General features: G+C 37.9%; 16 protein-coding genes and 1 pseudogene. 7 read left to right on the forward strand and 10 right to left on the reverse strand.

Features of this window, described 5'->3' with window-relative positions; genetic code table 11:
- The first annotated feature begins 6 nt into the window (after positions 1–6).
- Positions 7–693 carry a metallophosphatase gene (locus CFPU101_RS05645; RefSeq protein ID WP_206814348.1) on the forward strand — a complete coding sequence of 229 codons (687 nt, stop codon included), beginning with the start codon at positions 7–9 and terminating at the stop codon, positions 691–693.
- A 280-nt stretch (positions 694–973) separates the two neighbouring features.
- Here CFPU101_RS05645 and rppB read toward each other — a convergent pair whose 3' ends face one another.
- The 5 genes and pseudogenes from rppB to CFPU101_RS05670 form a co-directional block, all read right to left on the reverse strand.
- Positions 974–2347, reverse strand: a complete 1374-nt coding sequence (gene rppB / locus CFPU101_RS05650; RefSeq protein ID WP_206814349.1) for a two-component system sensor histidine kinase RppB — start codon at positions 2345–2347, stop codon at positions 974–976.
- Positions 2334–3035 carry a two-component system response regulator RppA gene (gene rppA / locus CFPU101_RS05655; protein WP_206814350.1) on the reverse strand — a complete coding sequence of 234 codons (702 nt, stop codon included), beginning with the start codon at positions 3033–3035 and terminating at the stop codon, positions 2334–2336. The genes rppB and rppA overlap by 14 nt, the downstream gene beginning before the upstream one ends.
- A 102-nt stretch (positions 3036–3137) precedes the next feature.
- Complete coding sequence (locus tag CFPU101_RS05660) at positions 3138–3845, reverse strand: phosphate ABC transporter permease (RefSeq protein WP_206814351.1); 708 nt, start codon at positions 3843–3845, stop codon at positions 3138–3140.
- Positions 3846–3895: 50 nt separating this feature from the next.
- Positions 3896–4722: pseudogene (gene dapB / locus CFPU101_RS05665) on the reverse strand (4-hydroxy-tetrahydrodipicolinate reductase).
- 47 nt (positions 4723–4769) lie between these two features.
- On the reverse strand, positions 4770–5978 hold the full coding sequence (locus CFPU101_RS05670; RefSeq protein ID WP_206814352.1) for a glycoside hydrolase family 10 protein: 1209 nt from the start codon (positions 5976–5978) through the stop codon (positions 4770–4772).
- Between the two features lie 118 nt (positions 5979–6096).
- Between CFPU101_RS05670 and CFPU101_RS05675 the strand changes: the two genes are divergently transcribed.
- Entirely contained in the window at positions 6097–6327 is a 231-nt protein-coding gene (locus CFPU101_RS05675; protein WP_206814353.1) for a hypothetical protein, read from the forward strand.
- 29 nt (positions 6328–6356) lie between these two features.
- Here the strand turns inward: CFPU101_RS05675 and CFPU101_RS05680 are convergent, their stop codons facing one another.
- From CFPU101_RS05680 to CFPU101_RS05690, 3 genes are all read right to left on the reverse strand, one after another.
- Positions 6357–7487, reverse strand: a complete 1131-nt coding sequence (locus CFPU101_RS05680; protein ID WP_206814354.1) for an ABC transporter permease — start codon at positions 7485–7487, stop codon at positions 6357–6359.
- Positions 7488–7550: 63 nt separating this feature from the next.
- A complete protein-coding gene (locus tag CFPU101_RS05685) occupies positions 7551–7709 on the reverse strand; it encodes a type II toxin-antitoxin system HicB family antitoxin (protein ID WP_206814355.1) in 159 nt (52 codons plus the stop codon).
- A gap of 302 nt (positions 7710–8011) precedes the next feature.
- Positions 8012–9523, reverse strand: coding sequence for a UbiD family decarboxylase (locus CFPU101_RS05690; protein ID WP_206814356.1), 1512 nt, complete (start codon positions 9521–9523; stop codon positions 8012–8014).
- 152 nt (positions 9524–9675) lie between these two features.
- On the opposite strand from CFPU101_RS05690, the gene CFPU101_RS05695 reads away from it, so the two are divergent.
- The 3 genes from CFPU101_RS05695 to brnA are packed head-to-tail and all read left to right on the forward strand — an operon-like array spanning position 9676 to position 10490.
- Positions 9676–9924 (forward strand): AbrB/MazE/SpoVT family DNA-binding domain-containing protein, encoded by a 249-nt coding sequence (locus CFPU101_RS05695; RefSeq protein WP_206814357.1) that lies wholly within the window; start codon positions 9676–9678, stop codon positions 9922–9924.
- Positions 9911–10255, forward strand: coding sequence for a type II toxin-antitoxin system PemK/MazF family toxin (locus CFPU101_RS05700; protein WP_206814358.1), 345 nt, complete (start codon positions 9911–9913; stop codon positions 10253–10255). The genes CFPU101_RS05695 and CFPU101_RS05700 overlap by 14 nt, the downstream gene beginning before the upstream one ends.
- 13 nt (positions 10256–10268) lie before the next feature.
- Entirely contained in the window at positions 10269–10490 is a 222-nt protein-coding gene (gene brnA, locus CFPU101_RS05705) for a type II toxin-antitoxin system BrnA family antitoxin (RefSeq protein WP_206814359.1), read from the forward strand.
- Between the two features lie 4 nt (positions 10491–10494).
- Here brnA and CFPU101_RS05710 read toward each other — a convergent pair whose 3' ends face one another.
- The gene (locus CFPU101_RS05710) at positions 10495–11619 is read right to left on the reverse strand and encodes a TIGR03032 family protein (RefSeq protein ID WP_206814360.1); all 1125 of its coding nucleotides are present in this window, start codon (positions 11617–11619) and stop codon (positions 10495–10497) included.
- A gap of 195 nt (positions 11620–11814) precedes the next feature.
- On the opposite strand from CFPU101_RS05710, the gene CFPU101_RS05715 reads away from it, so the two are divergent.
- Both CFPU101_RS05715 and CFPU101_RS05720 read left to right on the forward strand, forming a co-directional pair.
- Complete coding sequence (locus CFPU101_RS05715; RefSeq protein ID WP_206814361.1) at positions 11815–12849, forward strand: PEP-CTERM sorting domain-containing protein; 1035 nt, start codon at positions 11815–11817, stop codon at positions 12847–12849.
- Positions 12850–13349: 500 nt separating this feature from the next.
- Entirely contained in the window at positions 13350–13685 is a 336-nt protein-coding gene (locus CFPU101_RS05720; RefSeq protein WP_206814362.1) for a hypothetical protein, read from the forward strand.
- Between the two features lie 35 nt (positions 13686–13720).
- Here CFPU101_RS05720 and CFPU101_RS05725 read toward each other — a convergent pair whose 3' ends face one another.
- Positions 13721–14974, reverse strand: coding sequence for an MFS transporter (locus tag CFPU101_RS05725; protein WP_206814363.1), 1254 nt, complete (start codon positions 14972–14974; stop codon positions 13721–13723).
- Positions 14975–15047 lie beyond the last annotated feature (73 nt).

Below are 15047 nucleotides of genomic sequence, written 5' to 3' on the forward strand. Positions count from 1 at the left end.
GGGACTATGTGGGCAATTTTAAGTGGGATAGAGGGCAATCTAACCGCATATGAAGCAGTTTTAGAAGACCTCTCCGAATCAGTCGAATCATTGTATATTTTAGGGGATTTGGTGGGGATTCGAGGAGACAGCGACAAACTCATTCAGCGTGTACAGTTTCCCTATTTAGACGAACTAGAACCGAATATCTGTTTAGGTTGGTGGGAAGAACAGTGTTTTATTCTACATGGTATCGGCAAAACAGGAGAACCCACCGAGTTAATCGAGCAATATGGTACAGAGATTATTAAAACTTTATGGAATGCTGTTTCTCATGAGTCGGTGGAATGGTTACGAGGTTTAGATTTTGGTTTTGTTGAACTCGATTTATTATTGATTCATGGTAGCAGTATCAGTGTCAGTGAAGCGTTAAACCCTCAGACCCCCGCTTGGTTAATGCTAGATAGAATACAACGAATGCAAGTCAATCAGCTTTTTTGTGGACGATCAGGACAAACTTTTATCTATGATGTACAAGAAGGTTCTTTAGTGGATTCTGTTCAAACCTTAGATCATCAACACACACAAACCGTATCTACATCTAATAAACGTGTTGTCGGGGTGGGAAATGTCGGCAAAGAATTCGGTAAAGCAACTTATACTCTTTATCACCCCCATAACAATAAAGTTGAGTTTAAAACAGTGATCTATTAACTCGAAAAATCGAAGTCATCTATAAATGATCGCCACATTAATAATACTAACGACGACAAACGGCAATAAAATTAAACAAATCTTGTAGAAATACAACTACGGTAGGGCATACCGAAAGTAAACGTGCAGGCGTGAGAACCACCTAGGTAAGAATGATATTACAAGGCCGAATACGTTTAAGTGGACTCGTTAAATCAAGAATCTCACGCCCTAAAAAGGCGGAGAGAGTGTCAAATCCTGTATTCAGAAAAATAGGAATTTAATTTCTTTTTTTTTCTCATCAATAATCTGCTAAGGATAAGTGAATTGTAAAAATACTACCTTTGCCTAGTTCACTTTGTACATTTATACTACCCTGATGAGCTTGTACAATAGCAGAAGCGATCGCTAATCCTAATCCTGAACCTCCTGTTTTGCGAGAACGTGCGCTATCCACTCGATAGAAGCGATCAAAAATTCGTTGCTGTTCAGAAAGTGGAATACCAATACCTGTATCATGGATCTCAATTATTCCATAATGATCAACACGATTTAATGTAACTTGTATTTTTCCTGTAGTAGGTGTGTACTGAATTGCATTGATGATTAAATTAGAAACCAGTCGATACAGTTGTTCTAGATTCCCTTTCACATTGAGGGATTGATTGACTAAAATATTTTTAGTTAGTGTAATGTCGGCTGATATAGCGAGTGCGGATAATTCTTCAACTAAATCACTAACAAGATCATTAAGACAACACAATTGATTAAGCTGTGTCATTGGTTGTCTATCTAAGCGGGATAATAGCAGTAGATCATTTACCAGTGTGGCTAATCTTCGATTTTGTCGTTCAATAGTCGTTAAAATTTCTTGTGTTTCTAAAGGATCTAAACGATTTCTAGTTGATTCTATAGTTGCTAAGATAGCTGCTAATGGGGTGCGTAATTCATGGGCTACATCTGCTGTAAACTGTTGAATTTGCTGATAAGATTGATAGATGGGTTTCATGGCTAATCCTGCTAACCACCAACTAGAAGCCCCAATTACAAGCAGAACGATCGGCAAACCTAAAAATAAAATTAATCTAATCGTTGAAAGATAATCATCAAATTCTTGAAAACTTTTTCCGATTTGTAAGTATCCCCAGTTATCGTGATGATTTGTGTGTAATGTTAAAGTAATCTGATGATAGCGTTTTCCTTTTTGATTTTGAATAATTTGCCATTGTTGATCAATAGGAAATGAAGAGACTTGCGGAGGCATTCCGACAAAGGCAAGCAGACATCCTTTTGTATTTAATAAACGTAAATAATAGTTACCTTGTCCGATTACACTTAAGACATGACGATTGGATACTTTAGGTTTATCAATAGCAACAGAACAGTTGTTATTAGAATAAAGTTCAGAAAAACAAGAATTACCCTGAGTGCAAAGATCGGGTAAAAGCTGATAAACAAGCGGTTCAAGCTGTCCGACGTTTTGCAATTTAAGCTCTAGATTATCATGTATCGTTCCTGCTACTGAAGTGATTTCTCGATCAATTGCCACCATATGAGCATGAGCGATCGCCTTATATACCCCAAATCCTGATAGACTTAAGATAATCCCCATAACGCCCGCATACCAAAACGCCAAACGTACACGAGTTTGATTAAATAAGCTATTTTGCTGCATGAGAATTTAAACGATAGCCAACTCCGTGTAGGGTTTCAATTAATTCCCCACAGTTGAGTGTTTCTAATTTACGACGTAACAAGCGAATTTGAGCCGCTACTACATTACTAACAGGTTCGGCTCCAATTTCCCAGATTTGATTCCGAATTTGTTCGCTTTTTAGAATTTGATTTGGATGTTCCATGAGATACTCTAATAGTTGAAACTCTTTTGTAGTTAAAGTAATTACTTGTTGTTGTCCAAAATGCGCTTCAACATAAACGGTACGTGTGCCATAATCAAGTGTTAGTCTATTAACCTGTAATCTTTGGGGATGAAGTTGTGGCGATCGTCTTTGTAAAGCGCGAATTCTCGCTAGTAATTCTGCACGACGAAACGGTTTAACCAGATAGTCGTCTGCACCTGCATCAAGACCTTCTACCTTATCTTCTAATTGATCTTTTGCTGTTAACATTAAAATTAATAACGGACAATTTTTTGTTCTCAATCGTCTACACAGTTCAATTCCCGATAGCCCAGGTAACAACCAATCAAAAATAGCTAAAGTATAATCTGTCCATTTATTCTGTAGATAAGACCAAGCTTCATCGCCATTTTGTACCCAGTCAACAATATATTTTTCCTGAGTTAAAATTCTTTTAATTGCTTCTCCTAAATCTGTTTCATCCTCAACTAACAAAACCCTCATACAATTTACTACCGATTATTTGAGCTAACTTGTTCATTATCCAATATTAAATAAAAGCTTTGATTTCTATAGTTTTGCTAAAGTGCTAATCAATCATCATCTTTAATTTCGTCGTTTTCGCTTCACAATATAACTACCTGGGCGACGTTCTTTTGTATTAGTTTTCCCAGTACCCCCTAATTCTTGACTCACTTGTCTAAAAACATCCCGACGCAGATAAGGATATTCTCCCACCCAGAGATTTTGTTGCGGTAGATATACATCTGTAATTTGAGAAATTGTCTCTAAATCGGGTTGTTTGGATAAGACTAATAATTCGGCAACTGCACCTGGACGAATACCTTTATAGATGCGACGTAATGGGGCTTGTACCGTGACTTTAAACCCAGATTGATCCCCTACTAATAGATTAATCCGTTTTTCGATATTTTCAATAATTACAAGATCACCGCGTTGATTAACGGTTTCTTCTTCTCCCACTAATTCTTCAGTAATAAACGCATCTAAAACCCTACCACGCCAAAAACCACTATAGGGAATACGACGATAAGTATTATTTCTGAGACTGGCTAAATAAACAGGACACCATAACCAATAGAGTCCCGCAATAATATCTAAAATTAGTTTAATCGTAAATCCACCTGGCCCGAATAAGTTTCCCACTAACCAAGTGATGGTTAAAGCTACCACCGAAATGAGTAAACGTCTTAATAAATCTGACCATTTGCCCCAATAATAACCATACTGCGCTCCAGTAGCAATAATGGGGATAATCTGTTCAAAAGTTTCACGAGTGAGAGGAACAAGCATAGTTTCAGTTATTAGTCATCAGTCATCAGATTTTATTGATTTATGTTTTTCTAGAGAATCTTTTCTAAACCATAAACTAAGCTTTTAAGTTCAGTCACTTTACGAATGGAGAGTAAGACACCTGGCATATAACAAGACCGATCGCTGGTATCATGTCTAAGGGTGTAAATTTCACCTAGTGCGCCAAAAATTACCTCTTGATGGGCGATTAAACCAGGTAAACGAATACTGTGGATGTTAATATTTTCGCCAACAATACCGCCTCTAGCTCCTTTGATTGTTTCTTTTTCCTTGACTTTTTGTGGATTATATGCACTACCTAGTTCGGATAAAAGTTCAGCCGTTTTGATAGCGGTTCCACTGGGTGCATCGGCTTTTTGATTGTGGTGTAGTTCGATGATTTCAACGTGTTCAAAATATTGGGATGCTTGCAATGCAGCTTGTTGTAAGAGTACCATCCCGATACTGAAATTAGGAATAATTAAACATCCTGTACTTGCTTTTTCGGCAAATTCGGCAAGATCTTGAATTTGCACGGGGGTTAGTCCCGTTGTACCAACCACAGGACGCACCCCATAGGCGATCGCACTCCGCACATTATCGTAAACCCCTTCAGGATGGGTAAAATCGACCATTACGCCTTGTACTTTTTCTTGGGTAGCCAGCACCAAAATACTTTGTAAATCGTCTAAAACAGGCACTTCTAAGGCACCACAGCCCGCGATTTCGCCGATGTCCTCGCCTCGATTTCAGGGTTGCGATCGACTGCACCAACTAACATCAGATCGTCTGCATTGGCGATCGCTTTGATGACTTCGCGTCCCATTTTTCCAGCCGCGCCGTTGACTACTACGGGTATCGGTGCATTCATCGTCATTGTGATAGATTTATTCTAGGTTCCTTTTGCAATTGTAAACGAATTGACTACCCTTTTGAGGCTTGGGGACTCCATCCTCGAAAGATATTAGGATGAATGGCAGAAGTGGGAAACAAATCTTTAAAAATAGTACGACGTTGTTCAAGGGGTTCATCTGCTATGTTCCACAAACTTTCATAGAAGAAAAACGAAACACCAGCAAAACCATTTTCACGAGCGATTTTAACTTGTTCAGCAATATTTTTTCGATTAACGGGACGACCTTTTAAACCTGAGAGAATACCAATTCCTACAGGGATATGAGTTTTAGCCAGTTGTAATTCACTTTTTTGTAATTCCCGAATATAATCATTGATATTAGAGCGATAGACTTGGATCACTAATTCTTCAATTAAACCCATACGTTCCCAGGTATGCCAATCTAAAAGAAAAGCTTCTAAAGAGAAAGTTTGAGGATTTGGGGACACGGAAACAACAGCCTCAGAATTATTAAGTTTAATGGCTTGAACTAACTGCTCCATATATGCTGTAATTTTATCTGCTCTCCATTGAATCCAATCTTTATCTAAATGATTAGTAGGTGGTAATTTTCCTTGATGTTCTTGTTGATAAAGTTGTACGGTGAGTGAATCATAACCAAAATCAGACGGATAACCAAAATGATCATCAAATTGAATCCCATCAATGTCATAATTATTCAATAACTCAACGACTAAATCTGTAATAAATTCTTGGACTTCGGGATGTAAAGGATTTAACCAAACACGTTGATGTACCTTTCCTTCTAACCAAATAGTACTTTTGTCTCGACGTTGAGTTAACCATTCAGGATGACGTTTTGCTAATTCCGAGTCTGCGGGTGCCATAAAACCAAATTCAAACCAAGGAATAACCGTCATTCCTTTTCGATGTCCTTGATCTAAAATTTCTTGGATAATATCTCGATTTTGTAATGCTTCAGTGGGATCGATTTCTTTTCCGATCACTTGTTTAGCGACTTTACTAGGATACAGCGTATATCCCCAATTCCACACCGTCGGATAAAGAGTATTGAAATTCAGTTGTTTAAGAGTAGAAATTGATTCAGTTAGTTTTTGTTTGCTAAATAATATATCACTATCAATATTCGTTAACCAAACCCCTCGCAGTTCCGATGATTGAGATAAAGGGAAAGATAAGACTTTTTGGGATTCTAAGCTAATTAATAGTACTAGGCTGAGAAAAAATAGAAAAATATATTGAAAACGATAAAACATATAGATATCGAGAAAAAGATCCTGATATAGTGATCGTTAACTGATCGTTTCTGTTCCTCATGACTCAATAATTAGATTATAATATCAAATTAATCAACTTATTTTAGAAAGATATAGTATGTCATCTACAGCAATTGATGAAGTAGTAAAAATGATGGAAGATTTACCAGTTGATCTTCAAGATAGACTTGTAGAACATATGCGAGAGTATGTTGATGATTTACTAGAGGAAAAACGATGGGATGAATCTTTTAATAAAACAGAAAATCAATTAATAATTGCTGCTAAACGAGCTAAACAAAAAATTGCAGAAGGTAAAGCAGTAGAACTAAATTATAATCTGCTATGAAATCTGCTGTACTTCTGATTTTTCTCCTTTTACTGATTCGATAAACTTCTGGGATCTAAGGCATCACGTAAACCGTCACCTAATAAATTAAACGCTAAAACTGTCAGAATAATTAATATAGCAGGTGGCCAAATTAGCCAAGGTTGTAGAACAATAATTGAGGCATTTGTGGCAACAGATAATAAATTTCCCCAACTTGGATCAGGTTGTTGTATTCCTAAACCAATTAGACTTAAAACCGATTCTAAGGCAATAAATCCAGGCACAGCTAAGGTTGCAGAAATAATAATATAGCTGGCAGTTTGGGGCAAAATATGGCGTACAATAATATACAGTGGATTGGCTCCTAATGCTTTGGCTGCTTGCACAAATTCTTGTTCTTTGAGTGATAAAACTTGTCCACGAATTACTCTAGCTAGTCCAGACCAACCGATAAAAGATGTAATTAAAACAATTAATAAAAATCGTTGTGCGCTACTTAATCCAGGGGGTAAAACGGCAGCTAAAGCTACTAAAAGATAAATCCCTGGAATGGTCATTAAAACTTCGACTAAGCGCATGAGAACGGCATCTAACCAGCCACCAAAATAGCCCGAAATCCCACCGATTAACATTCCTAAAGGAAAAGATATCGCTACGCCAATTAAACCAATAAATAAGCTAATTCTACCACCAAATAATAGACGACTAAATTGATCTCTCCCCTGTTCATCAGTTCCAAGTATATTAATTTTTCCTTTTCCTTCAGTACCAAATAAATGACGGTCTATTTTAATTCCTTTAAAAAGAGTAACTTCTTCAAAACGGGGTGGTAATGGAAGACGAATTTGTAAAAATTGATAAGGTGTTCCTTTTGTAAATAATCTAATTGGTGACGGTTGAGTAAAATCTTCAATAATTTTGCGATCGCCTGTTTCTAAATTTGTCGGACTTTGGCTAGTTGGATAAACATGAGGCCCGATCCATTGTCCTTTGTTTTCTCCTCCCTGTGCTTGAAAATAGATCTTTGTTGGAGGTAATAAAGAGCCATCAACTTGTGAAGAATAAGCATCATAAGGAGCTACAAAATCAGCCGCAATTACCATTAGATAGAATACTAATAATAGAATTGCACCAAAACGAGCTAAAGGATTATTTCTAAGTTTACGCCACCAGTCCATAATAATTTATTTCTCTATAGACATTAATCGATTTTTCGGTACGGGAATAGAGCGACCATTTGCTTATGCAGTTTCAATCCATTCTTGTCTGATTATTTCAGCATTCTTTACAGCCTCTTGACAAGTTAGTCCATCAGCCATACATCCCGCTAACTCTGGAACTTCAACAATAAAAGCGTTGTCTTCTTCACTCCAATAAATTACTAATTCATATTTAATCATTTTGATTTACCAACCGATACTTAATGATTAAGGTTCTAACTTGTTTAACTTGATAAGATTTAGCTTTTGCTCCTTTGGATTGTAAATTAATTATTTCCTCTACATTTTTTTTACTAAATATATAATGCTCTCCTTTAATTCTCTCCTCAAAACTAACGCGTAACAAAAGTTGACGCAATTTCTGAAAAATCTATATTTGCATCTGATGTACCACTCAAAATCTTCTGACGTAGCTTTTCATATTTTCCTATTGATAATTTAGCTAATTACAATATCTACATTATTTTTGTAGGTTAGAAATACTATTTTACGTCATAACCAAACAAATTCGGGTTAACTTCTTTATTCAAGTCTAGATCATCAAGTCCGTATTCTTGCCAGCGTCGAGATACCATTGCAGCAATACCAGAATCTGATTCTAACGGTTCTCCCCATTCGTGTTCGGTTTCGGGATACATTTTCGTCGTTGCATCTATACCCATTCTTCCACCTAAACCGAGTTTTTGACTGGCAAAATCAAGGGTATCAAAAGGAGTTTCTGGTAAGATAAAAACATCTCGTGAGGGGTCAACTTTTGAACTAATGGCCCAAACCACCTGACGCGGGTCACGGATATTGATATCTTTATCGACAACAATAACAAATTTTGTATAAGTGAACTGGGGTAAGGCACTCCAAAAGGCTAAGGCGGCACGTCTCGCTTGTCCGGGGTATGCTTTATCTATAGAAATAATAGCCGCTTTATAACTTAACGCTTCCATCGGTAGGAAAAAATCGGTAATTTCTGAAACCTGTTGTCTAAGGATGGGGGTATAGATGCGGTTTAAAGCAATAGCCATCATTGCTTCTTCTTTCGGGGGACGACCACTAAAAGTAGTAAGATAAATGGGATCTTTGCGATGGGTCATGCAGTGAAAGCGAACCAAGGGCGAATCTTCCACACCGCCATAATAACCCATATGATCGCCGAATGGCCCATCGGGTAGGACTTCACCTGGGGTAATAGTTCCTTCTAATACAATTTCTGAGTCTGCGGGAACTTCTAGATCTACGGTTTTGCATTTGGCTAATTGTACCCCAGAACCGCCATATAATCCTGCAAATAACCATTCTGAGAGATCGACGGGAATGGGTGTTGCTGCTGCCATTATAATCATAGGATCGACACCCAATGCGATCGCAATTTCTAACTTCTTCCCTTGTTCTGCTGCTTTTCTCAAGTGTCTTGCACCCCCGCGCACTGATAACCAATGAACGGTCATGGTATTGTTAGACTGGAGTTGTAAGCGATAGACCCCGACATTTGGTGTACCTGTCTCGCAGTCTCTGGTAATAACTAAACCCAAGGTGATGATTTTTCCTGCATCACCTGCATAGGGTCGGATCATAGGAATCGTATTAAGATCAATATCATCCCCCTCAATAACCACTTGCTGACAGGGAGGAAAGAAACTTTTACCAGGTTTAGCTTTGAGGACATCGAACAACACTTTACCAAAATTGATCGCTTGTGAGAGTTTTTTCGGCGGTTTGGGTTGTTGCAATAATGCGAGTTTTCGCCCTAAATCTTCCAATTCTTCGGGTTTCTCCATATTCATCGCCCAGCAGATGCGTTCTACTGTACCCATCAGGTTTATAGCAACGGGAAACGATGCACCTTTAACGTTTTCAAATAGTAACGCAGGCCCACCGACTTGTAACATTCGGTTTGAGATTTCAGCGATTTCTAAGTCTGAGTCTACCAAAGTCTTGATGCGTCTCAGTTGTCCTTTTTCTTCTAAGAGTTTGATAAATCCCCGTAAGTCTCTGGCCATTTTGATAAGTTTTGTTTCGTAGGTCTGTTCTTTATTTTATCTTGATTTTCCAATGCGTAGTTTACGGGATCACTATACTAAAGTGTTTTTCAGAATTTATACCTTTTTTCTTAATTATGGTATAGTCAATGTATAAACAAGATTGTTTGACTATGATTACTCAAAAAATATCTATGTGGGGAAACTCTTTAGGAGTTAGACTCCCACAAGCGATCATTCAACAGATAGGATGGGAAGAGGGAGCTTTAGTTACTATTTCTATTGAAGACAATCGAATTATTTTGACCTCAACTAAACCCAAATATACTCTCGAAGAATTACTTAAAAATGTCACACCCGAAATGCAGCACGATGAAATCGATTTTGGAGAACCTGTAGGAGAAGAAATTGGTAAAAATTGAGGGGCGTATTCCTGAACGAGGAGATATTATAAGACTACAATTAGATCCCCGCACAGGTAGCGAACAATCTGGATATCGTCCTGCACTGGTCATTTCTCCATTAATATATAATCAAATTTCAAAGCTGATCTTAGTGTGTCCAATTACAAGCCGTAAGAAAGGTTGGCCTTTTGAAATAGAATTACCTGAGCAAATGCAAACTTATGGATTTATTTTAGTCGATCAAATTAGAACAGTTGACTGTAATGCTCGAAAAGCAATTTTTATCGAAAAAGCTCCTTTAGATTTAATTAATGAAGTGCTAGGTAAATTAGTAACTATTGTTACTTAAATCTCATAAAATTATGAAATCTTCTGAATTTGATAAAAAAGTTGATGATGGCGAAGATATTATCGAATATTTAGATTTATCTCAAGCTAAACGACCTCAATACAATCAAATTAATCTTGATTTACCGAGTTGGATGCTAGAGAAAATCGAACAAGAGGCAATTAGACAAGGGTTATCTCAGCAAGTTATTCTTCAAACTTGGATTGCAGAAAAATTAGAACAATTGCAAGCTTAAGCTATTAACCAAATCCCTTTTTACTCTTTTTCAGTTTCTCTATAATCTGTTTTTGATGGGTGGGAACTTCGGCTAATGCTTCATCTGGCAATACATACGAACTAGCGATTAATTGTTCATCCCAATCAATAATCTCAGGAAAGCGAATACCAAGCAATACTTGTACGGCAAAGATTTCTTGTACTGCTTCCTCAAATTTTAAGAAAGCGATCGTTTCTCCAGTTTCGATATTTACTACCCAAATCCCGCAAGTTCTTTCGGTGAGTCTTTCAGTCAGAGGAATACCACTAAATACGGCTGTTTCTCGCACTTGGGATAAACCAATAAAAGCTAATTTTCCACAAAAATCGATACCGCGTGTAAATCCAGGTAAAATTGCAACTGTTTCTAATTTTCCCGTATTTAGATCGACTGTGGAAAGACTTCCATTACCTGATTCTAGTACCCAGAGACGGCCATCATACCATCTTGGAGAATGAGGCATCGATAAACCTTGGCTAATAAATTCATGAGTTTCTACATCAATTAAAACCCCTCCGTTTGCTTTGTTTTCTCGCCATCCATTTAATATATCTGTAGTACCTAATGCGGTGACATATTTCGGTTTATTGTCTACTATTCCCAAACCGTTGAGATGACATCGATCTTCAGGAGAATAAGCAGTAACAAATTTTGGTCGCCAACGGGGGACAAAACTATATTCAGAATTCAAAGTACACAAACAAGAAAAACGAGTATTAACAAACCATAATTCATCATTTACCCAAGCCATTTCATGAATATCAATATCCCCTGTAATATGGCAACTGCGGGGTAAATAACAAGCGTCATGTTTGCCTTGTGGTTCGATTTTTCGTGCTACAGCAGGAACGTTTTTGAGTTGCCAGATTTGTGAGGTTGTCCCAATTGCTAAACGATTTTGATCTCCCGCTAATCCCATCGGTTTATTAAAGACGCGAAAATGTGTATTAATCACATTTCCATCCGCCCGTAAAGCAATTAGTTTACCCGCTTGATAAGTAGAAACGACTAAAGAAATACCAAAATGATTAAGGATGTGGGGAAAATTAGAAGTATGAATACTCCGTAATGGTGTTCTTTCGAGGCAGGTTTGAGGCGTTTGGCTCATAAGTTTACTATGGATGAATGTTCTTTAAAGAATAGCTGATTTAGAGTTGACTAAATAATTATCTAAAAAGTTTTGTTATTTTTATTACTAAGTTCATCATCAAACACTTGACCAAGACATATATAGATATATTACAGCTTTCAAAATAATCCTAATCAAAAGATAAATTATTTAACAACTTATACTCTTAAAAACATGGCACTTTTTAACGTTACCAATCTTTTTGATTCGGGTGTGGGAAGTTTGCGTCAAGCCATTCTAGATTCTAATGCGATGGCAGGAGCAGATACAATTCAGTTTAGTGGTGTGACAGGGACAATTACCCTCACCAGGGGCGAGTTATCGATTACTGATAATCTAACCATTAACGGGCCTGGAGCGAATAATTTCTCGGTATCAGGAAATAACAATTCTAGGGTATTTTATATATACAATCCTTCTACAACAATTGATGTTTTTATCGACGGATTGACAATTACTAGAGGCATTGCTTTCTTTGCAGGAGGTATCTTTAACAGAGAGGAAAACCTTACTCTCAGCAACAGCACGGTCTCTAGAAATTTGAGTAGCTATGGCGGCGGTGTTCTCAACTCAAATGGCACAACGAGCATCAGCAACAGCACGATCTCTGGCAATTTGGCAAACGACGGCGGCGGTGTTCTCAACTCAAATGGCATAACGAGCATCAGCAACAGCACCATTTCTAACAATTCGGCATACTATGGCGGCGGTGTTTCCAACTCCTATGGAACAACGAGCATCAGCAACAGCACGGTCTCTGGTAATTTGGCAAACGACGGCGGCGGTGTTTTCAACAGAGGTACACTTAACCTAGCCAACACCATTATCGCTAACAGTACTGGAGGTGATTGTGCCACCTTTGGGCTGGACACCAATGTTAATAATCTTATCGAAGATGGTAGCTGTGACCCCACACTATCAGGAAATCCTAACCTCGGCCCCTTGCAGGATAATGGTGGCCCAACTTTTACCCAAGCTTTACTCCCTGGTAGTATTGCCATCGATGCGGGAAGTAATGCAGCCATTCCCCCAGGTATCACCACTGACCAACGTGGCGCAGGTTTCTCCCGTATTGTTAATGGTACTGTCGATATCGGTGCCTATGAAGCAAGTCCGAATGTTCCCCCTGTTCCTGAACCCTCATCGTTGTTTGGTATTTTAACCCTTGGCTTGGTGGCAATTGGTTCATTGCGACGACGAAGAAAGTAGGGGTTTGATCTCCAAACTCTCTTAAATATTTATATTTCATCTTGATGGGTTTCGTACAGTTTAAGGCTTGCTTGTTTCATTTCTTCAATAGGTGTGTGAGATACAATAACATCTGAATTGGTACTGATCTTTATTTCTCCAACTTGTCCAATAGTCCAAATAACTTGATAAGTTAGGATAATGGGTACTTGCCAAACCTAGCCCGTTTTACTAAGGATAGCTTGGTCGGGCGTGACGCGATCGCCTAGATGATTGCTCAGAAAGTAATTAGCACTCGCTTGAGCTTGTTGTGCCGTATTCAGTGGAACAGTTTTCATTGTTGATCTTAAGAATACTAATTTCTTTACCCGCTTTCTCTACTTTATCAGTCAGTCATCTATCTGAGTATTAACATTAATCTGGTCATAAAAGAACGCTTGGTATCTCCTTTCAATCTTCACCAAAACTGTCATTTTAAGATTACACTTGTATTACTGATAGATTTAAAGGAGATTCATTCCATGCGTACATTAACACGTGCCACAACGACTGATATGGAAGTCACTAGCATCCGTCTAGAAAAAGCACTAAAAGAGAAGCTAAAAGAATTATCAGGCAATCAGGGCTATCAAGCAATGATTCGTGATATTCTCTGGAATTTTGTTCATCAACGCTCAGGTGATTATCGACCACAATTTTGTAAAGCTGATATTCGTGCTACTATTGACGCTACAGCGAAAAAGGATGAAAGTTGCGCCTTGACGGGAAAATTAATTTTAGAAGATGAACCGATGCTGTTGGGACTGACGATACATGGTGATTTTGTCCCTTTGAGTGTGGATAGTGTAGAAGGTTAAATCTGTGTCTGTAGAGACGTGAGTAGATCTCGTCTCTACCTAGAATTCACTAATGAATATTGATCTTTTTCTTTTCCAAGAGCATAACGAAGCGAAGACATTAAATCTTTATTAGAATAACCCACAAAGATGACAAGAGCGATCGCCGCAAAACTTCCTGCAATCATAAATAATTCTCGGTATTCTATCATCAAAGCCCCTAAAACTGGCCCTGCAAGAGCCGTTCCGACATCAAAACCACTGGTACAAACCGCAAAAACTCGACCTCTTTCACTAGCATAAGAGCGATCAGAAATCAAGGCTAAAATCATTGGAATAATAATCCCGCCGCCAGTTCCTTCTAGAATAGCGGATAAAGTGAGTATGCTATAATTTTGGGCATGAGACAACAATAGCATCGATAACCCATAACAAATGATGCTAAATGTAATAAAAATTCCTCGACCAAAACGATCGGATGCTCTGCCTGATAAAATACGAGAGGTAAAACTTGCGATCGCTGCTGTGGTATAAAATAAACCTGCACTAAAATCGATCTCACTCTGACGCATATATAAAGGTAAAAATGTTACCAAAACCCCAAATAATAACCCGACTAAAAATAGAATCAGGGTAGGAACTAAAATAGCACGAGAAAATAATATTTCTTTTAAACTTCGATTAATCTCTTGTTGCTGAATTTTCTCCTCATTACTCATAACAGGTGGTTGGCCTGCTGTTATACAATTGGCTAAAATAAAAGATAATAAGCCCGCCGTTGCTGAAAACAAAAACAACGCTTGATAGTCCATATTTTCCTGTATGAAACTTCCCAAAGCTGGCCCGATCGCCATCCCAATTGGAACGACTAAACTCATATAGCCAATGATTTCCCCGCGTTGTTTAATGGGAGATAAATCGACCACTAAGGCACTATATCCTGTCGTAAATGCTGCGATCGCAACGCCATGAAAAGCGCGTACACTGATTAAAGGATAGACCGATTTAATCAATAAATAACCAAAAGGTGCAATGGCGGCGACTATAGTCCCAATAATAACAACTAATTTACGGCTACGTTGGTCGGCTAATTTTCCTAACCAGACACGGGAAGCGAGTAGCCCAATAGCAAAACTTCCCATCACTAAACCAATTTGTTGTTTACTTGCTCCGATATCTTCTAGATAAGCGGGTAAGGTGGGCAATAAATTAGTAATACTAATCCAAAATAATAAGCCTGTAACAAAAAGAATTAAGAGATTTTGTAAACTTTTAGAATCGATCGTTTTAAAGATTTTGAGGGCTTTCATTCAAAAAAAGGTGAAAGGCATGAGGTAAAAAATCACCCTTTTCTTAGGATAAACTTTTTTTTAGGGCTTGGAA

Source organism: Chroococcus sp. FPU101, from assembly GCF_017312365.1.
In the GTDB taxonomy this organism is placed as follows: Bacteria; Cyanobacteriota; Cyanobacteriia; order Cyanobacteriales; family Microcystaceae; genus Chroococcus.